21 protein-coding genes are annotated in these 22,090 nt (G+C 72.3%); 9 read left to right on the top strand and 12 right to left on the bottom strand.

Going from position 1 to position 22,090, the window contains the following annotated elements; genetic code table 11:
- Both KYT88_RS05125 and KYT88_RS05120 read left to right on the top strand, forming a co-directional pair.
- Entirely contained in the window at positions 1-627 is a 627-nt protein-coding gene (locus KYT88_RS05125; RefSeq protein WP_043584552.1) for a MerR family transcriptional regulator, read from the top strand.
- Positions 624-1,634 (top strand): hypothetical protein, encoded by a 1,011-nt coding sequence (locus KYT88_RS05120; RefSeq protein WP_051629260.1) that lies wholly within the window; start codon positions 624-626, stop codon positions 1,632-1,634. Before KYT88_RS05125 ends, KYT88_RS05120 begins: the two co-directional genes overlap by 4 nt.
- Here KYT88_RS05120 and KYT88_RS05115 read toward each other — a convergent pair.
- The 3 genes from KYT88_RS05115 to KYT88_RS05105 all read right to left on the bottom strand — a co-directional run bounded on the left by KYT88_RS05115 (position 1,583) and on the right by KYT88_RS05105 (position 3,490).
- Positions 1,583-1,855 (bottom strand): PTS sugar transporter subunit IIB, encoded by a 273-nt coding sequence (locus KYT88_RS05115; protein ID WP_015489688.1) that lies wholly within the window; start codon positions 1,853-1,855, stop codon positions 1,583-1,585. The two genes, KYT88_RS05120 and KYT88_RS05115, sit on opposite strands and share 52 nt — an antisense overlap.
- Entirely contained in the window at positions 1,852-2,301 is a 450-nt protein-coding gene (locus KYT88_RS05110) for a PTS sugar transporter subunit IIA (protein WP_043584549.1), read from the bottom strand. The genes KYT88_RS05115 and KYT88_RS05110 overlap by 4 nt, the downstream gene beginning before the upstream one ends.
- 70 nt (positions 2,302-2,371) lie before the next feature.
- Positions 2,372-3,490 (bottom strand): adenosine deaminase, encoded by a 1,119-nt coding sequence (locus KYT88_RS05105; RefSeq protein WP_043584548.1) that lies wholly within the window; start codon positions 3,488-3,490, stop codon positions 2,372-2,374.
- Positions 3,491-3,592: 102 nt separating this feature from the next.
- Here KYT88_RS05105 and uriH point away from each other — a divergent pair, with 102 nt between their 5' ends.
- Entirely contained in the window at positions 3,593-4,528 is a 936-nt protein-coding gene (uriH, locus tag KYT88_RS05100; RefSeq protein WP_043584547.1) for a uridine-preferring nucleoside hydrolase UriH, read from the top strand.
- 53 nt (positions 4,529-4,581) lie between these two features.
- Here uriH and KYT88_RS05095 read toward each other — a convergent pair whose 3' ends face one another.
- The 8 genes from KYT88_RS05095 to KYT88_RS05060 form a co-directional block, all read right to left on the bottom strand.
- On the bottom strand, positions 4,582-5,880 hold the full coding sequence (locus KYT88_RS05095) for a thymidine phosphorylase (RefSeq protein ID WP_043584545.1): 1,299 nt from the start codon (positions 5,878-5,880) through the stop codon (positions 4,582-4,584).
- Entirely contained in the window at positions 5,877-6,308 is a 432-nt protein-coding gene (locus tag KYT88_RS05090; RefSeq protein WP_043584543.1) for a cytidine deaminase, read from the bottom strand. The genes KYT88_RS05095 and KYT88_RS05090 overlap by 4 nt, the downstream gene beginning before the upstream one ends.
- A complete protein-coding gene (locus tag KYT88_RS05085) occupies positions 6,305-7,609 on the bottom strand; it encodes an ABC transporter permease (RefSeq protein WP_043584542.1) in 1,305 nt (434 codons plus the stop codon). Before KYT88_RS05085 ends, KYT88_RS05090 begins: the two co-directional genes overlap by 4 nt.
- A complete protein-coding gene (locus tag KYT88_RS05080; RefSeq protein WP_182480723.1) occupies positions 7,606-8,967 on the bottom strand; it encodes an ABC transporter permease in 1,362 nt (453 codons plus the stop codon). The genes KYT88_RS05085 and KYT88_RS05080 overlap by 4 nt, the downstream gene beginning before the upstream one ends.
- Complete coding sequence (locus tag KYT88_RS05075) at positions 8,964-10,505, bottom strand: ABC transporter ATP-binding protein (RefSeq protein ID WP_043584540.1); 1,542 nt, start codon at positions 10,503-10,505, stop codon at positions 8,964-8,966. Before KYT88_RS05075 ends, KYT88_RS05080 begins: the two co-directional genes overlap by 4 nt.
- Positions 10,506-10,586: 81 nt before the next feature.
- Positions 10,587-11,681 carry a BMP family lipoprotein gene (locus KYT88_RS05070; protein WP_043584538.1) on the bottom strand — a complete coding sequence of 365 codons (1,095 nt, stop codon included), beginning with the start codon at positions 11,679-11,681 and terminating at the stop codon, positions 10,587-10,589.
- Between the two features lie 150 nt (positions 11,682-11,831).
- Positions 11,832-12,905, bottom strand: a complete 1,074-nt coding sequence (locus KYT88_RS05065) for a BMP family lipoprotein (RefSeq protein ID WP_043584536.1) — start codon at positions 12,903-12,905, stop codon at positions 11,832-11,834.
- A gap of 74 nt (positions 12,906-12,979) precedes the next feature.
- Positions 12,980-14,101 (bottom strand): mannose-1-phosphate guanylyltransferase, encoded by a 1,122-nt coding sequence (locus KYT88_RS05060; RefSeq protein ID WP_012037660.1) that lies wholly within the window; start codon positions 14,099-14,101, stop codon positions 12,980-12,982.
- A 117-nt stretch (positions 14,102-14,218) separates the two neighbouring features.
- On the opposite strand from KYT88_RS05060, the gene KYT88_RS05055 reads away from it, so the two are divergent.
- The 5 genes from KYT88_RS05055 (at position 14,219) to KYT88_RS05035 (ending at position 19,111) form a co-directional block, all read left to right on the top strand.
- Positions 14,219-15,394, top strand: coding sequence for a glycosyltransferase family 4 protein (locus KYT88_RS05055; protein WP_043584535.1), 1,176 nt, complete (start codon positions 14,219-14,221; stop codon positions 15,392-15,394).
- A 140-nt stretch (positions 15,395-15,534) separates the two neighbouring features.
- Positions 15,535-15,969, top strand: a complete 435-nt coding sequence (sdhC, locus tag KYT88_RS05050; RefSeq protein WP_081840904.1) for a succinate dehydrogenase, cytochrome b556 subunit — start codon at positions 15,535-15,537, stop codon at positions 15,967-15,969.
- Between the two features lie 2 nt (positions 15,970-15,971).
- Complete coding sequence (locus KYT88_RS05045) at positions 15,972-16,436, top strand: succinate dehydrogenase hydrophobic membrane anchor subunit (protein WP_012037657.1); 465 nt, start codon at positions 15,972-15,974, stop codon at positions 16,434-16,436.
- 32 nt (positions 16,437-16,468) lie between these two features.
- Positions 16,469-18,292, top strand: coding sequence for a succinate dehydrogenase flavoprotein subunit (sdhA, locus tag KYT88_RS05040; RefSeq protein ID WP_043584534.1), 1,824 nt, complete (start codon positions 16,469-16,471; stop codon positions 18,290-18,292).
- A 57-nt stretch (positions 18,293-18,349) separates the two neighbouring features.
- A complete protein-coding gene (locus KYT88_RS05035; protein WP_012037655.1) occupies positions 18,350-19,111 on the top strand; it encodes a succinate dehydrogenase iron-sulfur subunit in 762 nt (253 codons plus the stop codon).
- 88 nt (positions 19,112-19,199) lie between these two features.
- Here the strand turns inward: KYT88_RS05035 and ptsP are convergent, their stop codons facing one another.
- Positions 19,200-20,855, bottom strand: a complete 1,656-nt coding sequence (ptsP, locus tag KYT88_RS05030; RefSeq protein WP_081840905.1) for a phosphoenolpyruvate--protein phosphotransferase — start codon at positions 20,853-20,855, stop codon at positions 19,200-19,202.
- A gap of 125 nt (positions 20,856-20,980) precedes the next feature.
- Between ptsP and KYT88_RS05025 the strand changes: the two genes are divergently transcribed.
- Entirely contained in the window at positions 20,981-22,090 is a 1,110-nt protein-coding gene (locus tag KYT88_RS05025; RefSeq protein WP_043584532.1) for a YihY/virulence factor BrkB family protein, read from the top strand.

Raw genomic sequence — 22,090 nt, 5'->3', positions numbered from 1 at the left:
ATGCGCATCACCGAGCTGGCCGAGACCACGGGCGTCCCGCCGGCCACCGTCAAGTACTACGTCCGCGAGGGCCTGCTGCCCGCGGGCACCCGCATCGGCGGCAACCGCACCGACTACGACGACGAGCACGCGCGGCGGATCCGGCTGATCCGCGCGCTCATCGACGTCGGGCGGCTGCCCGTCGCCCGGGCCCGCGAGGTCCTGGCCGTGCTCGACGACGACGACCGCCGCGTGCAGGACGTCTTCGCGGTCGCGCAGGACGCCCTCACGCCCGGCCCGCCGGCGACGGAGCCGCCCGCGTCCGACGCGCTCGCCCGGATCGACGCGGTCACCGAGGCGGCCGGCTGGTGCGTCCTGGACGGGCACGCCGGCCGCGCGCAGGCAGCGCGGGCGGTCGACGCCTTCGCGCGCTCCGGGCACCCGGTGGAGGACGGCTACCTCGCGCGCTACGCCGAGGCGGCGGGCGTGCAGGCCGAGGCCGACCTCGCGGGGGTGAGCGCCCGGCCCGACCGCACGGCGATGGCCGAGCTCATGGTCGTCGGCACCGTGCTCGGCGACGAGCTGGCCGCCGGGCTCCGGCGGATCGCGCAGGCCACCATCGCGATGCCCACGAAGACCGCGTCATGATCCGCCGCGCATTCGGCTGGCACCGTCCTCTCATGGCGGTCGCCGCGCTCATGGCCGTCGTCGCGGCGGCCTGCCTCGTGGGCGGCCTGGTCGACGACCGCGTCGTGACGGGCGCGCCCGTCTGGGACAAGCCCGCCAAGTTCTCGCTGTCGATCCTCGTCTACGCCGTCTCGTGGGCGTGGCTCATCGCGCGGCTCCCGCGCTTCCGGCGGCAGGCCCACGTCGTGGGGACGGTGATCGCGGTGGCGCTCGTCATCGAGCAGGCGGTCATCGTGGGCGCGGCGGCGGCCGGGACGACGAGCCACTTCAACGTATCGACCCCGCTGGCGACCGCTCTATGGGGCGTCATGGCGGCCTCCGTCACCGTGCTGTACCTGTGCGCCTTCCTCACGAGCCTGGCCGTGCTGCGCCTGCGGCTGCCGGACCCGGCCCTGACGTTCGGGATCCGCGCCGGCGCCCTCATCGCGCTGGTCGGCATCGGCCTCGCGTACCTCATGACCTCCCCGACCGCGGCGCAGCTCGCCGACTTCCACGGCGTGGCCGGCGCGCACACGGTGGGCACGGCCGACGGCGGTCCGGGGCTCCCCGTGCTCGGCTGGAGCACCACGTCGGGCGACCTGCGGATCCCCCACTTCGTCGGGATGCACGCGCTGCAGCTGCTGCCCGTCGCGGCGCTGCTCCTCGGGCTCGCGGCGCGGCGGATCCCGGCGCTGGCGCCCGACCGGGTGCGCGTGCGGCTGACGGCGATCGCGGCCGTCGCGTACCTCGCGGTGGTCGCGCTCGTCACCGCGCAGGCGCTCGCGGGCCAGCCGATCACCGGCCCGTCGCCGGCCGTGATCGCGGCCGGAGCGGCGATCGCCGGGGCGGCGCTCCTCGCGGCCGGGATCGTCGTCGCCCGCGGCGGCCCGGTCCCCATCTCGACGGCCGATGCGGCATCGACCGCCGCCGGGGCGGATCAGCCGAGCGCGGCGTCGAGCTTGGCGGAGATCTCCTCGAGGTCGAAGTAGTTCTCGATCACCACCACGTCGGCGTACGTGGGCCCGATGCGGTCCACGAGCTCCGGCGACGTGAGGATCACCTGCGCGTCCTCGCCCAGTGAGGCGACGCTCGCGAGGTCGGCCGCGGTCACGTCCGCCTCGATGCCGAGCCGCGCGAGCGCCCGCTCCGCGTTGACCTTGAGGATGCCGGACGTGCCGATACCCACGCCGCAGATCGCGACGACCTTCATGCGCTCTCCTCGCCGGCCATGATGCGCCGGACCTCGTCGACGGTGGTGGCGGCGCGCAGCCGCGGGATGGCGGAGGCGTCGTTGAAGATGTTGGCCATGTCGGCGACCGACGAGACGTGCCGGTCGACCGTCGTGACCGCGAGGCCGACGATGACGTCGACGGGGTCGTTGTGCGCGTGCCCGAACGCCACCGGCTCGGTGAGCGTGACCACCGCGAGGCCGTCCGCGAGCGTCTCCGGACCGGGCCGGGCGTGCGCGAGCGCGAGACCCGGGGCGATGACGACGTAGGCGCCGAACTCCTCGACCACGCGGATCATGGCGTCCCCGTACTCCGCGGTGGCCGCCCCGGATCGCACGAGCGCGTCGCCGACGAGGCGCACGGCGGCGCGCCAGTCGGCGGCGTCGGCGCCGAGCGTGACGGCGTCGTCCGGGAGCGGTGGGAGCACGGGGTGCGACCTCTCTGTCGAAGCGGCGAGCGGGACGGGACGAGCGGGATGGGAGGCCGTGGCCCCCGCGCTACAGGCGGGCGAACCCGTCGGAGATGATGTCGGCGAGCGCCTCGCGCTCCTCCAGCGGCAGGAACGCCGCGGCGGCCGCGTTGAGCTGGAAGACCTCGTGGTCGTCGAGGTCGTAGGCGAACGCGTCCGTGAGGAGCGCCAGCTCGCGGCTGATGCTGGTGCCGCTCATCAGGCGGTTGTCGGTGTTGACCGTGACGGCGAACCCGAGCTGGTAGAGCAGGTCGAAGGGGTGGTCGACCATCTCGTCGCCCCAGGCCTCGATGGCCCCGGTCTGGAGGTTCGACGACGGGCTGAGCTCGAGCGGGATGCCGCGGTCCTTGATCCACTGCGCGAGCGTGCCGAGGGTGACGAAGACGTCCTCGCCCTCCTCGCTGTCGACCTCGATGTCCTCGGCGATGCGCACGCCGTGGCCGAGGCGCAGGGCACGGCCGTCGAGGAGCGCGCCGCGGATGGACTCGAGGCCGTCGGCCTCGCCCGCGTGCACCGTGCGGGGCATCCACTCGCGCGCCAGCAGGTCGAACGCGCCCTGCATGCGGGACGGCGGGAAGCCCGCCTCGGGCCCGGCGATGTCGAAGCCCACGACGCCGCGGTCGCGGTGGCGGATGGCGAGCTCCGCGATCTCGGTGCCCCGGTCGAGGTGGCGCATGGCGCTGACGAGCTGGCCGACGCGGATGGATCCGCCCGCCTCCTCGACGCCGCTCACGGCCTCCTCGATGCCCGACTGCACGGCCTCGACCGCCTGGTCGAGCGAGAGCCCGCGGGTGAGGTGCTGCTCCGGCGCCCAGCGGATCTCGCCGTAGACGACCCCGTCGTCCGCGAGGTCCTCGACGAACTCGCGGGCGACGCGCGCCAGCTGCTCCTCGGTCTGCATGACGGCGATGGTGACGTCGAAGGTCTTCAGGTAGTCGACGAGAGATCCGGAGTCGGCGCTGGTGCGGAACCACTCGCCGAGCGCCTCGGCGCCCGCGGCGGGCAGCTCGAGCCCGATCTCCTCGGCGATCTCGACGATCGTCCCCGGGCGGAGGCCGCCGTCGAGGTGGTCGTGCAGGGAGACCTTGGGGAGGTCGCGGAACGACCCTCCTCCGGGCAGCGTGGAGTCCTCGGGAGCGATCGTCATGGGACGAATCTACTAGCCTCGACGCGGCCCACGCCGAGGTAGTAGGCACACGAACGATCGGTGCGCGAGACGTCGGCGGCCGCGACCCGAGCCGGAGGACCCATGCCCACCAAGATCCTGATCGACTGCGACCCGGGGCACGACGACGCTCTCGCCCTGATGCTCGCCCACGGGAGCCCCGAGGTGGAGCTCGTCGGCATCACCACCGTGGCGGGGAACCAGACGCTGGAGAAGGTGACGCGGAACGCGCTCGCGGTCGCGACCGTCGCGGGGATCCACGGCGTGCCCGTCGCCGCCGGCTGCGCGCGCCCGCTCGTGCGTCCCGTGATGACGGCGCCCGAGATCCACGGCGAGTCCGGGCTCGACGGGCCCGAGCTGCCGGAGCCGACCGTCGCTCTCGACCCGCGGCACGCCGTGGACCTCATCATCGAGACGGTCATGGCGCACGCGCCCGGCGAGATCACGCTGGTGCCGCTCGGCGCGCTCACCAACATCGCGCTCGCGGTGCGCCGCGAGCCGCGCATCGTCGAGCGCGTCAAGGAGGTCGTGCTCATGGGCGGCGGCTACCACCGGGGCAACCGCACGGCCGTCGCGGAGTTCAACATCGCGGTGGACCCCGAGGCCGCGCACATCGTCTTCGGCGAGGCGTGGCCCGTGACGATGGTCGGCCTCGACCTCACGTACCAGGCGACGGCGACGCCCGAGGTCATGGCGCGCATCGCGGCCCTGGGGACGCCGGCTGCGCGGTTCGTGGTCGACTCGATGGAGTCGTACGGCCGGGCGTACCACGACCGGCAGGACTTCCCGAGCCCGCCCGTGCACGACCCGTGCGCCGTCGCGCGCGTGATCGACCCTCGCCTGGTGAGCGTCCGGCGCGCGCCGATCTCCGTCGAGCTCACGGGCACGCACACGACCGGGATGACCGTCGCGGACCTGCGCCGGCCCGCTCCCGCCGACTGCACGACGCAGGTCGCCGTCGACCTCGACCACGCCGGGTTCTGGGACGTGGTGGTCGATGCGCTCGAGCGCATCGGCTGAGTCGCAGGGCCGACCCGGCCGTCGTCGCGTGACGATGGCGGACGGACGGCGGATCAGCCCTCGGCGGTGATGCGCTCCCGCACCAGCGGGCCGCGCGCGACGTGCTCCTCCGGATCGCCGACGCGGTAGGCGCCCTCGAGCGACTCCAGCGCGCGGGCGAACCGCTCCGGCTCGTCGGTCGAGAGCGTGAACAGCGGGTCGCCGCGGCGGACGCGGTCCCCCGGCTTCGCGTGCAGGTCGACGCCGGCCGCGTGCTGCACGGCGTCGCCCTGGCGCGCCCGTCCTGCGCCGAGGCGCCAGGCGGCGATGCCGAACGGGAGGGCGTCCTGCTGCACGAGCACGCCGTCGCGCTCCGCGGTGACCACGTGGGTCTCGCGGGCGACGGGCATGGCGGCGTCCGGATCCCCGCCCTGCGCGCGCACGGTGGCGCGCCACGAGTCCATGGCCCGGCCGTCGCGGAGGGCGACGTCGACGTCGGCGTCCGGGATCCCGACCGCGGCGAGCATCTCGCGCGCGAGCGCGAGCGTGAGCTCGACGACGTCGGCGGGGCCGCCGCCCGCGAGCACCTCGACGGACTCGCGCACCTCGTTGGCGTTGCCGATGGCGAGGCCGAGCGGCACGTCCATGTCGGTGAGGAGCGCGGTGGTGCGCACGCCGGCGTCGGTGCCGAGCTCGACCATGGTGCGGGCGAGCTCGCGCGACCGGTCGATGTCCGTCATGAAGGCGCCGGATCCGAACTTCACGTCGAGCACGAGCGCGCCCGTGCCCTCCGCGATCTTCTTGCTCATGATGCTCGAGGCGATGAGCGGGATCGCCTCGACCGTGCCCGTGGTGTCGCGCAGCGCGTAGAGCCGCTTGTCTGCGGGGGCGAGGCCGCTGCCGGCCGCGCAGATCACGCCGCCGTGGTCCTTCATCTGCTGCACCATCTCCTCGGTGGAGAGGTCGGCGCGCCAGCCGGGGATCGACTCGAGCTTGTCGAGCGTGCCGCCCGTGTGGCCGAGGCCGCGGCCCGACAGCTGCGGCACCGCGACGCCGTAGGAGGCCACCAGCGGCATGAGCGGGAGGGTGATCTTGTCGCCCACGCCGCCCGTGGAGTGCTTGTCGACCGTGGGCTTGCCGAGCTGCGAGAAGTCGAGCGTCTCGCCGCTCGCGATCATCGCGAGCGTGAGGTCGCGGATCTCGGCGCGGTCCATGCCGCGCAGGAGGATCGCCATGGCGAGCGCGGCCATCTGCTCGTCCGCGACGTAGCGGTCGGTGTACGCGGCGACGAGCCAGTCGATCTCGGCGGTCGAGAGGCGGCCGCCGTCGCGCTTGGTGCGGATCAGGTCGACGACGTCGAACGCGGCGCTCACGAGCGGTCCCCGTAGGCGTTGAGCGTGCTCGGCCCGAAGGCGTCGGGCAGGACCTCGTCGATCGTGCGGATCCCGGACACGGTCTCCAGCAGCATCCCCGGCACCGCGTGCTCGAACAGCAGCTGCCGGCAGCGCCCGCACGGCATGAGGATGTTGCCGTCGCCGTCCACGCACGTGAAGGCGACGAGCTGGCCGCCGCCGGTGAGGTGCAGGACCGAGACGAGCGCGCACTCGGCGCAGAGGGTGAGGCCGTAGGACGCGTTCTCCACGTTGCAGCCGGTGATGACGCGGCCGTCCGTGGCGATGGCCGCGACGCCCACCGGGAAGCGCGAGTAGGGGACGTACGCGCGGCCCATGGCCTCGTGCGCCGCCTCGCGGAGGGATCCCCAGTCGATGCCGCCCGACTCGACGGGCTCCACGGCGCTCACGACTTCACGTAGGGCTTGCCGGCGGCGGCGGGTCCCCGCACCTGCCCCACCAGTCCGGCGACCGCGGCGATGGTCACGACGTACGGCAGCATCAGCATGAACTCGCTCGGCACGGGCGACCCGATGACGCCGAGGACGTTCTGCAGGTTGCTGGCGAAGCCGAACAGGAGGGCCGCGAGGGTGGCGCGCAGCGGATCCCACCGGCCGAAGATCACGGCGGCGAGGGCGATGAACCCGGCGCCGGCGGTCATCTCCTTGTTGAAGGCGCCGACGGAGCCGAGCGTGAAGAACGCGCCGCCGAGTCCCGCGATGGCGCCCGCGAGGGACACGTTCCAGAACCGGGTGGCGGAGACCTTGATGCCCACGGTGTCGGCGGCCTGCGGGTGCTCGCCCACCGCGCGGAGGCGGAGGCCCCAGCGCGTGTGGAAGAGGCAGTACCAGACGAGGAACACGGCGACGTACATGACGTAGACGATGATCGTCTGCCGGAAGAGCACCGGCCCGATGATCGGGATCTGGCCGAGGATCGGGATGTCGATGCGGTCGAACCGCGGCGGCGAGTTGAGGCGCCCCGGGTCGGCGGACAGGACCTGCGAGAAGAGGAAGCTCGTGAGGCCCGTGACCAGCACGTTGAGCACGACGCCCACGATGACCTGGTCGACCAGGTACTTGATCGCGAAGGCGGCGAGCACGAACGAGACCAGCATGCCGGCGACCATCGCGGACGCCAGGCCGATGAGCGGCTGCCCTGTGAGGGAGGCCACCACCGCGGACACGAACGCGCCCGCCAGCAGCTGGCCCTCGATCGCGACGTTGACGACGCCGACGCGCTCCGAGAGCACGCCGCCGAGCGCGCCGAAGATGAGCGGCACCGACAGGGCGACCGTGCCCACGAGCAGGCCGGGCACCGGGATCGTCTGGCCCGCGGACGCCCAGGTGAGGAACGCGACGAGGAACAGGATCGCGAACACGGCGGTGAACCACAGCGGCACCTTCGCCGACCGGCGCACCAGCACGGCGGACACCACCGTGAGCGCCGCGAGGAGCACGGTGACGGCGACGCCGGTGGCGGCGGTCGGCAGCACGAGCGGCGCGAGCTGGATGAGGTCGGTCCCGGTCGAGAGGCCGAACGTGCTCGATCCCTCGCGTCCGAGCAGCACGAACAGGACGAGGGCGATCACGGTGAAGACGCCGAAGGCGACGGGCGCCTTCCAGCTGGTCGCGACGGCGCGCTCGAGGGCGGCGGCCGCGGGATCGTGCGGCGCGGGTGACGCCGACTGCGTGGGGGTCGTCGCGGTCATGAGGCGATCGCCGCCTTCCGGGTCCGGGTGGTGCGACGCGCCTGGCCCGGCGCGGGGAGGCGGAAGACCGCCCGCACGAGCGGGGGCGCCGCGATGAACAGGACGATGAGCGACTGGACGACCACGACGATGTCGATGGGCACGCCCTCGGCCGCCTGCATCGAGAAGCCGCCGGCCTTGAATGCGCCGAACAGGATCCCCGCGACGAAGACGCCCCACGGCCGGCTGCGGCCGAGCAGCGCCACCGTGATGGCGTCGAAGCCGATGCCGGCGTCGATCCCTGAGCTGAAGCCCGTCGTGACCGTGCCGAGCACCTGGCTCGCCCCCGCGAGGCCCGCGAGCCCGCCGGAGATGAGCATGGCGTAGAGGTAGGAGTTCTTGACGTCGATGCCGGCCACCCGCGCGGCGCTCGGGTTCTCGCCCACCGCCCGGAAGCGGAAGCCGAGGCCGGAGCGGTTGAGGAGGTACCAGACGATCACGGTCGCGACGACGACCACGAGGAAGCCCGCGTGCAGCGAGTAGCCGTCGCCGAGGAGCGCGGGGAAGATCGCGTTCTCGGCCATCGCCGGGGTCTTCGGGTTGTTCGAGCCGGGCGCCTGCAGGAGGCCTGGCGTCCGCAGCAGGTAGGAGATGAGGTAGAACGCGACGTAGTTGAGCATGATCGTGACGATCACCTCGTGCGCGCCGGTGCGCGCCTTGAGGAGGCCGACGATCCCGCCCCAGACCGCGCCGCCCACGATGCCCGCGGCGACGGCGAGCACCAGGTGGATCACGGGCGGCAGGTCGAAGCCGAAGCCGACCCAGCCCGCGCACGCCGCCGCGATGAGCATCTGGCCGCGGGCGCCGATGTTGAACAGGCCCACGCGGAACGCGAGGGCGACGCCGAGACCGGCCGCGATGAGCGGGGTCGCGAAGGTCAGCGTCTCGGTGAGCGGCTTGATGCCGTTCGCGAAGCCCGGGCGGCGGAAGTTGTAGATCGACCCCTGGAAGAGCGCGGAGTACGCGCCCGAGGCGGCGTCCCACGCCGCGCTCAGCGTGTCGGTGGGGCGCTGGAAGAAGTAGACGGCGGCCGTCTGGACGCGCTCGTCCGTGACGGCGATGAGCAGCGCGCCCACGATGAGCGACAGCACGACCGCGAGCACGGACAGCAGCGCGCTGCCGCTGGCGATCTCGCGGAGGATCTGGCCGGCGCGGGATCCCCCGTCGCCGTCGGCGGCCGCCACGGCGGGCACTCCCGCGGGCGCCTCGGAGCGGATGGGGTCGCCCACGGATCCGGCCTCGCGACCGGATGCGGGCAGCTGCCCCGCGGACGGATCCTCGGGCCCCTGGCCCTCGGGACGAGTGGTGTCGTCGGTCATGCGGTGCGCCCTCCGGCGGTCGTGGTGGTGGTGACGGATGCGGGGACCTCGCCCGCCATCATCAGGCCGAGCACGTCGCGCGGGGTGTCGCCCGGCACGATGCCGACGATGCCGCCGCGGTACATCACGGCGATGCGGTCGGCCAGCGCCGCCACCTCGTCGAGCTCGGTCGAGACGACGATGACGGGCAGTCCCCGGTCCCGCGTCTCGACGACGCGCGTGTGCACGAACTCGATGGATCCGACGTCGAGGCCGCGCGTGGGCTGCGCCGCGACGAACAGGCGGAGGTCGCGGCTGAGCTCGCGCGCGAGCACGACCTTCTGCGCGTTGCCGCCGGAGAGCCGGCCGACGTGGGTGTCGATGCCCTGGGTGCGGATGTCGAACTCGCGCACGCGGTCGCGCGCGAACTCGTCGAGGTAGCCGAGCTTCAGGGATCCGGCGACGACGAACGGCGGGCTGTCCGAGCGGTCGAGCATGAGGTTCTCGGCGATGGTGAACTCGCCGACGAGCCCGTCCTCGTTGCGGTCCTCGGGCACGAAGCCGACGCCGGCGTCGAGCACGCGGCGGACGGAGCGGCCCGTGAGGCGGGTCCCGTCGAGCTCGATGGTGCCGGACACGCGCGGCTGGAGCCCGAGGATCGCCTCGGTGAGCTCGGTCTGGCCGTTGCCCTGCACGCCCGCGATGGCGAGGATCTCCCCCGCGTGCACCTCGAAGCTCACGCCGTCGACGACGACCTGGCCGGACGCGTCGATCACGGTGAGGTCGCGCACCACGAGCGCGGCGTCGCCGGGCGTCGCCGGCTCCTTCGCCACCGTGAGCGAGACGCTGCGGCCGACCATGAGGGACGCGAGCTCGGCGTTGCTGGCGGTGGGCTCGGCCTCGCCGACCACCTTCCCGAGCCGGATCACCGTGATGCGGTCCGCGACCTCGCGCACCTCGCGCAGCTTGTGGGTGATGAAGACGATGCCCGTGCCGGCGTCCCGGAGCTGCTTCATGATGACCATGAGCTCGTCGGTCTCCTGCGGCGTGAGCACGGCGGTCGGCTCGTCGAACACGAGCACCTCCGCGTCGCGCGACAGGGCCTTGATGATCTCGACCCGCTGCTGCACGCCGACGGGCAGGTCGGCGACGAGCGCGTCCGGGTCGACGTCGAAGCCGAACCGGGCGGATATCTCGCGCACCTTCGCGCGGGCGCCCGCCAGGTCGAGCCGGCCGCCGAGCTTCGTCTCCTCGTGGCCGAGCATGACGTTCTCCGCGACGGTGAAGACCGGGATGAGCATGAAGTGCTGGTGCACCATGCCGATGCCGGCGGCCATGGCGTCGCCGGGTCCGGCGAAGCGCGCCACCCGGTCGTCGAGGAGGATCTCGCCCTCCTCGGCCTGGTACAGGCCGTAGAGGACGTTCATCAGCGTCGACTTCCCCGCGCCGTTCTCGCCCAGCAGGCAGTGGATCTCGCCCGGGTGGACGACGAGGTCGATGTGGTCGTTGGCCACCAGAGCGCCGAAGCGCTTGGTGATGCCCCGCAGTTCGAGCTTCATCGGATCAATCTGTTCGGTGGGTGTGGTGAGCACGCGGCGGGGGGACCGGCGACTGCCGATCCCCCCGCGGTGCGTTCGATGCTACTTCGTCAGCGACGACGGCGACTCGACGGTGATCGAGCCGTCGATGATGCCGGCCTTGATGGTGTCGAGCTCGCCGGACAGGTCCGACGGGACCTCCGACTCGTAGTCGTGGAACGGCGCGATGTCCACGCCGCCGTTCTCGAGGGTGCCCACGTAGGGCGTCGCGTCGAACTTGTCGTCCGCCGCGGTCTTCACCACGTCCTCGACGCCCGCGTCGATGCCCTTGAGCACCGAGGTGAGGAAGAGGTCCTTGAGGTCGGGCGCGGTCTCGTACGCGTCGGAGTCGACGCCCACCATGACCACCTTCTTGTCGCTGGAGTCGCGGATGGCCTCGCCGGCGCTGAGGAAGATCGGGCCGCCGACGGGCATGATGACGTCCGCGCCCTGGTCGATCAGGGTCTGGGCCGCGGTCTTGGCCGTCTGGTTGGCGACGAACTCGCCCGTGAACGACCCGCTCTGGCTCGCGACGTCCCAGCCGATGGCCTTGACGTCCTTGCCCTTCTGCTCGTTGTAGTAGTTCACGCCGTCGACGAAGCCGTCCATGAAGATCGTGACGGTCGGGATCTGCAGGCCGCCGAAGGTGCCGACGGTTCCGGTCTTCGAGTAGGCCGCTGCGGAGTAGCCCGCGAGGAACGCGGCCTCGCTCGTGTTGAAGGTGATGGGCTTGACGTTGTCCGCGGTGATCTGCGCGTCGTCGATGATCGCGTACTCGATGTCGGGGTTGGCCTTGGCGGCCTCCTCGGTCGCCTCCTTGAGCAGGAAGCCGACCGTGACGATGAGGCCGCAGCCCTGGTCGGCCAGGTTGGTGAGGTTCGGAGCGAAGTCGGTCTCCGCGGCCGACTCGACCGTCTTCGGAGCCGTCAGGCCGAGGTCATCGACGGCCTTGGTGAGCCCCTCGTAGCCGAGCTGGTTGAACGACTTGTCGTCGAAGCCGCCCGAGTCGGAGACCATGCAGGTGAGAAGGTCGCTCTTCGCGGCGCCGCCGGTGCCTCCCGCGGTCGACTCGGGGGCGGCGCCGCAGCCCGCGAGGATCGCGGTGATGCCGACGGCGGCGAGACCGCCCAGGGCGGCCTTTCGGGTGGTGATGGTCACTGTGGCCTCCAGGTGCAGCCCGGGTCAGCCGGGCGATGTGCGTTCATGTTACCCATGCACGGGAATGCATCCCGTGCCCGGATCGGGCCCGCGAGCGCAAGCGTTACCGATCCGCGACGGCCCCGAAACACCGCGGCAACACGGGCTCTGCTACGGCGTCGAGACCGACTTCACCTGCACGTCGCCGGAGACGATGCGGGCCTTCAGCGCGTCGAGCTCGGACTGCAGCTCGGGCGACACCGAGGCGGCGAGGTCGTGGTACTCGGCGAGGCCCACGCCGCCGTTCGCGAGCGTGCCCACGTACGGCTCCGAGGTGAAGGTGCCCTTCTGGTCGTCGGCCACGATGTCGACGACGGCCTGCCCGGTGTCCTTGAGCACGCTCGTGAGCAGGAGCGGGCGGTACTCGGCGGGCAGGGTGTCGTAGCCGTCGTTGTCGACCCAGATGAGCTTGCCGCTGCCGTGGGCGAGGATCGCGGACGCCGCGCCCTCCCCCACCTGGCCGGCCACCGGCATGATCACGTCGGCGCCCTGGTCGAGCAGGTTCTGCGTCGTGGTCTGGCCCTTCGACACGTCCTCGAAGTCGCCGGTGAACGTGCCGTCCTGCGCCGCCGCGTCCCAGCCGAGCGCCTGGACGCTCGTGCCGTGCGCCTGGTTGTACGCCGCGACGCCGTCGACGAAGCCGTCCATGAAGAGGGTGACGGGGGGCTGGTTGCCGCCGCCGAAGGTGCCGACCTTGCCCGTCTGGCTCACGCCCGCCGCGAGGTAGCCCGCGAGGTAGGACGCCTGGGCCGTGTCGAACACGAGCGGCTTGACGTTCGGGGCGTCGACGACCTCGTCGACGATCGAGAAGTGCACGTCCGGGTTCTCCGCCGCGGCGGCCGACGTGGCCTCCGCCAGCTCGTAGCCCACGGTGAGGATGAAGCCGCAGCCCGTGCCCACCGCCTGCTCGACGTTTGGGGCGAGGTCGGTCTCCGACGTCGAGACGAGCACGTCGGCCTGGATCCCCAGCTCCTGCTCGGCGCGCTGGAGCCCTTCCCAGCTCGACTGGTTGAAGGAGCGGTCCTGCAGGCCGCCGGAGTTGGTCACCATGCGGGCGCAGTAGTCGCTCGCGGCGGCCGACGAGGCGCCGGGCTCGGGAGCCGCGCCGCAGCCGGCGAGGGCCGCGGCGGAGAGGAGTGCGATGGGCAGGATGGCGGCGCGGACGGCGCGGCGGGTGCGGGGCATCCCCGGAATCTAACGGCGGCGCTCGCGGCCCCTTCCGGCCGCGGGGAGCGCCCGGAGGGTTCGTTACCCCTTCGTTACAGGACGTCCGTCCCGCCGCTGAGCTTGAGCGCGTCCACCACGCTCTTGACGCGCTGCGCGTTCTCCTTGGTGGTCACGAGCAGGGCGTCGGGGGTGTCGACCACGACGATGTCGCGCACGCCGATGAGGCTGATCACGCGCTTGCTGTTGGCCACCACGATGCCGCTCGACGCGTCCGACAGGACGCGCGCGTCCTCGCCGAGGATCACGAGGTCGGACTTGCGACCGCTCGAGTGCATCTTGGCCACTGAGGCGAAGTCGCCCACGTCGTCCCAGGTGAAGCGACCGGGGATCACGGCGAGCGCGCCCCGGGCCGCGGCGGGCTCGGCGACGGCGTAGTCGATCGCGATCTTCTTGAGGTTCGGCCACACGCGGTCGACGACGAGGCCGCGGTCGGCGGTGTCCCACGCCTCGGCTAGCTCGAGCACGCCCTTCAGCAGCTCGGGCTCGGTGCGGCCGAGCTCCTCGAGCAGGCGGTCGGCGCGCGCGATGAACATGCCCGCGTTCCAGAGGTGGGTGCCGCCCTTCACGTATCCGCGGGCCACGCCGATGCTCGGCTTCTCCACGAACGACGCCACCTCGAGGGCGTGCGGGGCGTCGGGGATGCTGAGCGCCTTGCCCGTATGGATGTAGCCGAAACCGGTCGCGGGCTCCGTGGGCGTGATGCCGATGGTCGTGATGTAGCCCGCGTCGGCGGCGATGACGGCCTCACGCACGGTGTCGCGGAAGCGGTCCGGGTCGGCGATGACGTGGTCGGCCGCGAACGAGCCGATGATGACGCCCGGCTCGCGGCGCTGGAGGATCGCCGCCGCGAGCGCGATCGCGGCGGTGCTGTCGCGCCCCTCGCTCTCGAGGACGACGTTCGGGTCGGTGAGCTCGGGCAGCTGGGCCTCGACGGCGGCGCGGTGGGCGCGACCGGTGACCACCATGATCCGGTCCTCGCCGGAGAGCGGCGCGAGCCGCTCCCACGTGTCGCGCAGCAGCGTCCGGCCGGAGCCCGTGAGGTCGTGGAGGAACTTCGGGGCGTCCGCGCGGGACAGCGGCCAGAGGCGGGAGCCCACGCCTCCCGCGGGGATCACGCTGTAGAAACGGGAGATCGCGCTCGTCTGCTCGGTCATGCGCCCACACTATCGGCAGCCTGGGAAACAGCCGGATGCGCCGAGTTCACGCGACGGCAACGGGGCGTTCACGACAGGACGGCGGCGCGGTCGGCACCGGTGCCTAGCGTCGGAGGCATGCGCGTAGCCGTCGTCAGCGAGAGCTTCCTCCCCACCGTCAACGGCGTCACCACGAGCGTCTGCCGGGTGCTCGAGCACCTGCGGGACCGCGGGCACCAGGCCATCGTGATCGCCCCGGACGCCGGCGCCCCATCCGAGTTCGCGGGCTTCCCCGTCCACGGCGTGCCCGCCATCGCCTACCGGCAGTTCCCGGTCGGCATCCCCAGCCCCCAGGTGCTGCGCCTCCTGACCGACTTCGCGCCGGACGTGCTGCACGCCGCATCGCCCCTCTTCCTGGGCGCGCAGGCCATCGCGGCCGCGACGCGCATCGACACCCCCTCCGTCGCCATCTTCCAGACCGACGTGGCGGGCTACGCGCGCCGGAACCGGCTGGCGGCCACCGCGCCGTACGTGTGGCGGCTCGTGCGGTGGATCCACCAGGGCGCGGACCTGACCCTCGCGCCCTCGAGCGCCGCGGCCGCCGACCTCGCCGCGGCGGGCGTCGAGCGCGTCGCCCGCTGGGGCCGAGGCGTCGACCTCGACCGCTACCACCCCCGCAACCGCGCCATGGAGGACGCCGTCGCGCTCAGGCACCGCGTCGCGCCGGGCGGCGAGACGATCGTCGGCTACGTGGGACGCATCGCCCCCGAGAAGCAGCTCGAGCGCCTCCAGGCCCTCCGCGGGATCCGCGGCGTGCGCTTCCTCATCGCGGGCGACGGTCCGAGCCAGGCGTCCGCCCGCCGCGCGCTCGCGGGCATGCCCGTCACCTGGCTCGGTCGCGTGGGCGGCCGCGAGCTCGCCGCCGCGTACGCCGCCATGGACGTGTTCGTGCACACCGGCACCGAGGAGACGTTCGGCCAGACCGTGCAGGAGGCGCACGCATCCGGCCTCCCCGTGGTCGCCCCGCACGCGGGAGGCCCGATCGACCTCGTCGACCACGGCACGGACGGCTTCCTCTTCGATCCCGCGTCGCCCCGGGACGCGCACCTGCGACGCCTGGTGGACGAGCTCGTCGCCAGCGAGCCGATGCGCCTGCGGATGGGCGAGGCGGGCCGCCGGGCCGTCCTCGGCCGGTCGTGGACCACGATCGGCGACGAGCTCATCGGGCACTACGGCCGCGCCGTGTCGGCCCGTCGCTCGGCCCTCCATGCGGCGGACGTCGCGGGCGCCGGGCCCGTCCCGCTCCTCGCCTGACGCGGTCGTCGGCGAGCCGCGACGCTTAGGGTGCCCTAACGGGTGACCGCCCGGACCCGCCCGTAGACTCGTCGGCGACGCGCAATGTCGGCGCGAAGGCGCTCCGCCCACGGGGCAGCAGCATCAGGGAGGGTCGTTCCGTGTCCATCAAGACGGCAGGAACCCGCGAACCGCACATCGCTCGCGCACCGAAGGTCCCCGCGGGGACGCTGTACCGGGGCCGCGAGGGCATGTGGTCATGGGTGCTGCACCGCATCACCGGCGTGTCCATCTTCTTCTTCCTCCTCGTGCACGTGCTCGACACGAGCCTCATCCGGGTGAGCCCCGAGGCGTACAACGCGGTCATCGGCACGTACAAGAACCCGATCATGGGCATCGGCGAGGTCGCCCTCGTCGGCGCCATCGGGTTCCACGCGCTCAACGGGCTGCGGATCATCCTCATCGACTTCTGGCGCTTCGGCGCCAAGCACCAGCGCCTCATGTTCTACGTGGTGATCGGCCTGTGGGTCGTGCTCATGGCCGGCTTCGTGCCGCGCCACCTCCTCAACGTCTTCAGCGAAGCGGGATGGATCTGATCATGAGCGACATCGCACAGCAGGTCAGCGTCGAGCGCCCCCGCCAGCCGCGTCAGCCCCGCAAGCAGGGCGGCGTGAACTGGGAGAAGTGGGGCTGGATGTACATGCGCGCCTCGGGCGTCGTGCTCGTCGTGCTCATCTTCGGCCACCTGTACGTCAACCTCATCCAGGGCGAGGGCATCAAGGCCATCGACTTCGCGTTCGTGGGCGGCAAGCTGTCCGACCCGTTCTGGAAGGTGTGGGACATCGCGCTGCTCTGGCTCGCGGTCATCCACGGCGCCAACGGCATGCGCACCCTCGTGAACGACTACGCCGCATCGCCGCGCACCCGGACGATCCTCAAGGGCGCGCTCGTCACGTCCACGGTCGTGCTGCTCGTGCTCGGCACGCTCGTGGTCTTCACGTTCGACCCGTGCCCCGCCGGTCAGCCCGCCGACCTGCTGCCCTCCTTCTGCGGCGACCTCTAGTCGCTCCCCCTCCCGCCTCGAGAAAGAAGCCCGTGACCACTGACACCGCGACCCCCGGTTCCGAGCCCTCCGCGAGCACCATCGTGGACGGCGTCCACTACCACCAGTTCGACATCGTCATCGTGGGTGCGGGCGGCGCAGGCATGCGCGCGGCGATCGAGGCGGGACCGCAGGCGAACACGGCCGTCATCTCCAAGCTCTACCCGACGCGCTCCCACACGGGCGCGGCGCAGGGCGGCATGGCCGCCGCGCTCGCCAACGTCGAGGAGGATAGCTGGGAGTGGCACACCTTCGACACCGTCAAGGGCGGCGACTACCTCGTCGACCAGGACGCGGCGGAGATCCTCGCCAAGGAGGCCATCGACGCGGTCATCGACCTCGAGAACATGGGCCTCCCCTTCAACCGCACGCCCGACGGCAAGATCGACCAGCGCCGGTTCGGCGGCCACACGGCGGACCACGGCAAGAGCCCCGTCCGCCGCTCCTGCTACGCGGCCGACCGCACCGGGCACATGATCCTGCAGACGCTGTACCAGAACTGCGTCAAGTTCGGCATCAACTTCTACAACGAGTTCTACGTGCTCGACCTCGTCATGGCCGAGGTCGACGGCAAGGAGCAGCCCGCGGGCGTCGTGGCCCTCGAGCTGTCGACCGGCGAGATCCACGTGTTCCAGTCGAAGGCCGTGATCTTCGCGACGGGCGGCTTCGGCAAGATCTACAAGACGACCTCGAACGCGCACACCCTCACGGGCGACGGCGTCGGGATCATCTGGCGCAAGGGCCTGCCGCTGGAGGACATGGAGTTCTTCCAGTTCCACCCGACCGGCCTGGCAGGGCTCGGCATCCTCCTGTCCGAGGCGGCCCGCGGCGAGGGCGCGATCCTCCGCAACAGCGAGGGCGAGCGCTTCATGGAGCGCTACGCCCCCACCATCAAGGACCTCGCGCCCCGCGACATCGTGGCGCGGTGCATGGCCACCGAGATCCGCGAGGGGCGGGGCGCCGGTCCGAACAAGGACTACGTCTACCTCGACATCACGCACCTCGAGCCCGCGGTCATCGACGCCAAGCTCCCGGACATCACGGAGTTCGCGCGCACCTACCTCGGCGTCGAGCCGTACACGGAGCCCGTGCCCGTGCTGCCGACCGCGCACTACGCGATGGGCGGCATCCCCACCAACATCAAGGCCGAGGTCCTCTCCGACAACACGACCGTGGTGCCGGGCCTGTACGCGGCCGGCGAGTGCGCGTGCGTCTCGGTGCACGGATCCAACCGCCTCGGCACCAACTCGCTCCTCGACATCAACGTGTTCGGCAAGCGCGCGGGCAACTACGCGGCCGAGTACGTGAAGACGGTCGACTTCACGCCGCTGCCCGCCGATGCGGCCGACTTCGTGAAGGGCCTCGTCGAGGGCGCGCGCAACTCCAACGGCACCGAGCGGATCTCGACGCTGCGTCGCGAGCTGCAGGAGTCGATGGACCGCAACGCCCAGGTGTTCCGCACCGAGGACACGCTTATCGAGGTCACCAAGGTGATCGCCGACCTGCGCGAGCGGTACACGAACATCCAGGTGCAGGACAAGGGCCAGCGCTTCAACACGGACCTGCTCGAGGCCATCGAGCTCGGCTTCCTGCTCGACCTCGCGGAGGTCGTCGTCTACTCGGCGATGTACCGCAAGGAGAGCCGCGGCGGCCACTTCCGCGAGGACTACCCGACGCGCGACGACGAGAACTACATGGTGCACACCATGGCCTACCTCACCGGCGACGCCCACAGCACGGACGCCGGCGACCACATCAAGCTCAGCACCAAGCCCGTGGTCATCACGAACTACCAGCCGATGGAGCGGAAGTACTGACCCTCGGGTCAGCGCCGCCGCACATCACCGCACCACCTACGGAACAGGACCTCACACGTGAGCACCGCAACCCTCGACGCACCTCCCGCGGGAGAGGCCTCGGCCATCCCCACCTTCACGGTGACCCTCATCATCCGCCGGTACCTGCCGGGCCAGGACGCCGAGCCCCGGTGGGAGGACTTCGACGTCGAGGTCTACCCGACCGACCGGATCCTCGACGCGCTGCACAAGATCAAGTGGGAGCAGGACGGGTCGCTGACCTTCCGCCGCTCCTGCGCGCACGGCGTGTGCGGATCCGACGCGATGCGCATCAACGGCCGCAACCGCCTCGCCTGCAAGACGCTCATCAAGGACCTCGACATCTCGCAGCCCATCTACGTGGAGGCCATCAAGGGCCTGCCGCTGGAGAAGGACCTCGTCGTCGACATGGAGCCGTTCTTCGAGTCGTTCCGCGACGTGCAGCCCTTCCTCATCTCCAACACGAAGCCGGAGAAGGGCAAGGAGCGGATCCAGTCCGCCGCCGAGCGCGCCCGCTTCGACGACACCACGAAGTGCATCCTCTGCGCCGCGTGCACGTCGTCGTGCCCCGTGTTCTGGACGGACGGCCAGTACTTCGGCCCCGCCGCCATCGTCAACGCGCACCGCTTCATCTTCGACTCGCGCGACGAGTCGAACGTGCGCCTCGACATCCTCAACGACAAGGAGGGCGTCTGGCGCTGCCGCACGACCTTCAACTGCTCCGAGGCGTGCCCGCGCGGCATCCAGGTGACGCAGGCGATCGCCGAGGTCAAGCAGGCGATCATGCGCGGCAAGGCGTAGCGACACCGCTCCCCCGGACCACGAAGGCCCCGCAGCTCCCAGGAGCTGCGGGGCCTTCCGGCTGCGCGGGCGGGGTCAGCGCGCGGGTCTAGCGGGCGACGAGGATCCGCTCGGCCGCGGCCCGCGCCTCGGCGGCGGTGCGCGCCGTGAGGACCGCCTCCGCGGCCGCGCGCGCCTCGTCGAGGGTGCGGCGGCCGAGCTCGAGGCGGACGTCGGCCAGCGCGGCAGGGGTCATCGACAGGCTCGTGGCGCCGAGGCCGACGAGCACCACCGCGAGCAGCGGGTCCGCCGCCGCCTCGCCGCAGATGCCCACGGGCGTGTCGGACGCGCGGCCCGCGTCGCCCAGCGTGCGGACGAGGCGGAGGACCGCCGGGTGCCACGGGTCCTGGTACGACGCGACGGAGCCGAGCAGGCGATCCGCCGCCATCGTGTACTGCGTGAGGTCGTTGGTGCCGACGCTCACGAAGTCGGCGACCTCGACGACCTGGTCGGCGAGGAGGGCGAGCGAGGGCACCTCGGCCATGACGCCGACCGTGCGGAGGCCGAGCGTGCGACCCAGCTCGACGAAGTACGCGGTCTCCTCCGCGTCGGCGACCATGGGCGCCATGACCCAGAGGTCGGCCCCGGTGGCGGCGTCCGCCGCGGCGAGGGCGGTGAGCTGGTCGCGGAGGATCCCCTCGTTCGCCCGGAGCGCGCGGAGCCCGCGGAGGCCGAGCGCCGGGTTCTCCTCATCTGCGTCGGTGAGGAAGGCGAGCGGCTTGTCGGCACCGGCGTCGAGCGCCCGGACGACGACCTTGCGGCCCGGGAACGCCTCGAGGAGCGCGGTGTACTGCGCGGTCTGCGCCGCGACCGACGGCGCCTCGGCGGCGTCGAGGAAGAGGAACTCGGTGCGGAAGAGGCCGACGCCCTCCGCGCCGAGCTCGACCGCGCGCGCGGCCTCGTCGGGGGATCCGAGGTTGGCGAGGAGCGGGACGGGCGTGCCGTCGGCGAGCGCGCCGTCGGTGATGGGAGCGGCGAGCGCCTCCTCGCGGGCGCGGATCCGGCGGACGGCGTCCTCGCGCTCCGCGTCATCGGGGTGCACGATCACGATGCCGGCGGCCGCGTCGACGACGACCTCGTCGCCCTCGGCGAGGTCCGCGGCGCCCGTCGCGCCGACGATGGCGGGGATCGAGCGGCTGCGGGCGAGGATCGCGGTGTGGCTGGTGGGGCCGCCGTCGGTGGTGACGAGGGCGAGCACGCGGTCGAGGTCGAGCAGCGCGGTGTCGGCGGGCGCGAGGTCCCGCGCGACGAGGACGAAGGGCGCGTCCGCGGTGGGGATCCCGGGTGCGGGCACGCCGCGGAGCCGGGCGATGACGCGCTGCGCGACGTCCGCGAGATCCGCCGCGCGCTCGGCCATGTAGCCGCCCATGCCCGTGAGCAGCTCCTGGAAGGTGGCGAACGCCTCGAACACGGCGCGCTCGCCCGAGCGGCCCTGGCCGACGAGGCGGCCGACCGAGTCGAGGAGCGCGGGGTCGCGCGCCATGAGCGACTGCGCGTCGAGCACGTCCTTCGCGTCGCCGCCGGCGCGGGCGCCGCGCGCGGCCAGGTCGTCGGCGGTGGCGGCGAGGGCGTCGGCGACGCGCGCGACCTCGGCGTCGGCGTCGCCCGTGAAGGGCTCCGTGCCGGGCTCGGGAAGCGGGTCGGGCATCCTCATCACGGGCCCGGTGGCCACTCCGTGTCCTACTCCGATGCCGGTGATGCGCACAGGGACTCCCTCGCTCGGGTGCGTGACGCGCGGACGGACGGCGCCCGCGCGGGTGGCTGTCCGGTCGGGGTGCCGGAACGGCCCGTCCACGCTATCAGGGGGCTGGCGGCCCGTATCCTCGGGGGATGACCGCCCCCGACGGCCGCGGACGCCCCGCATCCCCCGCTCCCACCCCGGCCTCCGGGGGGCCGCCCGCGCCCACCGGCATCCCCGCCCTGTTCGCGCGCGTGATGGAGCTCAAGCCCGTGCGCGTGTTCCTCGCCTACGGGGCCGCGGGCGGACCGATCCTCGCGGCCGGCATGTCGTACCAGGCGGTGTTCGCGGTGTTCGCGGCGCTCGCGGTCGGCTTCTCCGTGGCGGGGTCCGTGCTCGCGGACAACCCTGCGCTCCTCGACTCGCTGCTCACGCTGATCCAGGGCGCGGTCCCCGGGCTCTTCGGCCCGAACGGGGCCATCAAGGACCCCGAGGCGCTGCTCGCCTCCGACGCCGTGCGCGCGACCGGGATCATCGGCTCGATCGGCCTCCTCGTCACCGCGCTCGGCTGGCTCGCCTCGACGCGCGACTCGGTGCGCCGCATCTTCGAGCTGCCGCCGCCGACGACGTTCTTCCTGCTCCTCAAGGTCAAGGACCTCGGGCTCGCGCTGGTGTTCGCCCTCGCGATGCTGCTCTCGGCCGCGCTCTCGGTCGTGAGCACCGGGCTCCTCGGGTTCGTGTTCGGGCTCATGCAGGTCGGCGAGGACTCGCTGCTCGCGATCGTCGTCGGTCGCACCGTCGGCCTCGCGCTCGTGCTCGCGCTCGACACGGCCGTGCTCGCGGGCGCCTACCGGATCCTCTCGGGCGTCAGGATCCCGCGGCCGCAGCTCCTGCAGGGCGCGCTCCTCGGCGGCGTGGCCATGGGCGTCCTCAAGGTGCTCGGCACGGCGCTCCTCGGCGGCGCCAGCCGGAACCCACTGCTCGCGTCGTTCGCCGTGATCATCGGCCTCCTGATCTGGTTCAACCTCATCTGCCAGGTCATCCTGATCTGCGCCTCGTGGATCGCCGTCAGCATGCGCGATCGCGGCATCGACGCGCGTCGGCTCAGCCCGGAGGAGCTGGAGAAGGAGCGCGTCGCCAAGCTCGACGAGGCCAGGCGGATCCTCAAGGAGGAGGAGCGCGCCCGAGCGCGCGAGAGGTACGAGGGGTCGCGCGGGCTGACCCGGGTCCTGCTCCGACTGCGGGGAGAGCACCGCCGTTAG

The sequence above is a fragment of the Clavibacter sp. A6099 genome (assembly GCF_021919125.1).
GTDB classification, from domain to species: Bacteria; Actinomycetota; Actinomycetes; order Actinomycetales; family Microbacteriaceae; genus Clavibacter; species Clavibacter seminis.
This window is presented reverse-complemented; position numbering and strand designations above follow the sequence as displayed.

What these genes read in the sequence shown, in the direction of transcription:
- KYT88_RS05120 (WP_051629260.1), top strand. Translation starts at nt 624, where the DNA reads ATGATCCGCCGCGCATTCGGCTGGCACCGTCCTCTCATGGCGGTCGCC.
- KYT88_RS05060 (WP_012037660.1), bottom strand. Translation starts at nt 14,101, where the DNA reads ATGACCGAGCAGACGAGCGCGATCTCCCGTTTCTACAGCGTGATCCCC.
- KYT88_RS05055 (WP_043584535.1), top strand. Translation starts at nt 14,219, where the DNA reads ATGCGCGTAGCCGTCGTCAGCGAGAGCTTCCTCCCCACCGTCAACGGC.
- KYT88_RS05065 (WP_043584536.1), bottom strand. Translation starts at nt 12,905, where the DNA reads ATGCCCCGCACCCGCCGCGCCGTCCGCGCCGCCATCCTGCCCATCGCA.
- KYT88_RS05045 (WP_012037657.1), top strand. Translation starts at nt 15,972, where the DNA reads ATGAGCGACATCGCACAGCAGGTCAGCGTCGAGCGCCCCCGCCAGCCG.
- KYT88_RS05125 (WP_043584552.1), top strand. Translation starts at nt 1, where the DNA reads ATGCGCATCACCGAGCTGGCCGAGACCACGGGCGTCCCGCCGGCCACC.
- KYT88_RS05080 (WP_182480723.1), bottom strand. Translation starts at nt 8,967, where the DNA reads ATGACCGACGACACCACTCGTCCCGAGGGCCAGGGGCCCGAGGATCCG.
- uriH (WP_043584547.1), top strand. Translation starts at nt 3,593, where the DNA reads ATGCCCACCAAGATCCTGATCGACTGCGACCCGGGGCACGACGACGCT.
- KYT88_RS05105 (WP_043584548.1), bottom strand. Translation starts at nt 3,490, where the DNA reads ATGACGATCGCTCCCGAGGACTCCACGCTGCCCGGAGGAGGGTCGTTC.
- KYT88_RS05025 (WP_043584532.1), top strand. Translation starts at nt 20,981, where the DNA reads ATGACCGCCCCCGACGGCCGCGGACGCCCCGCATCCCCCGCTCCCACC.
- KYT88_RS05075 (WP_043584540.1), bottom strand. Translation starts at nt 10,505, where the DNA reads ATGAAGCTCGAACTGCGGGGCATCACCAAGCGCTTCGGCGCTCTGGTG.
- KYT88_RS05085 (WP_043584542.1), bottom strand. Translation starts at nt 7,609, where the DNA reads ATGACCGCGACGACCCCCACGCAGTCGGCGTCACCCGCGCCGCACGAT.
- KYT88_RS05115 (WP_015489688.1), bottom strand. Translation starts at nt 1,855, where the DNA reads ATGAAGGTCGTCGCGATCTGCGGCGTGGGTATCGGCACGTCCGGCATC.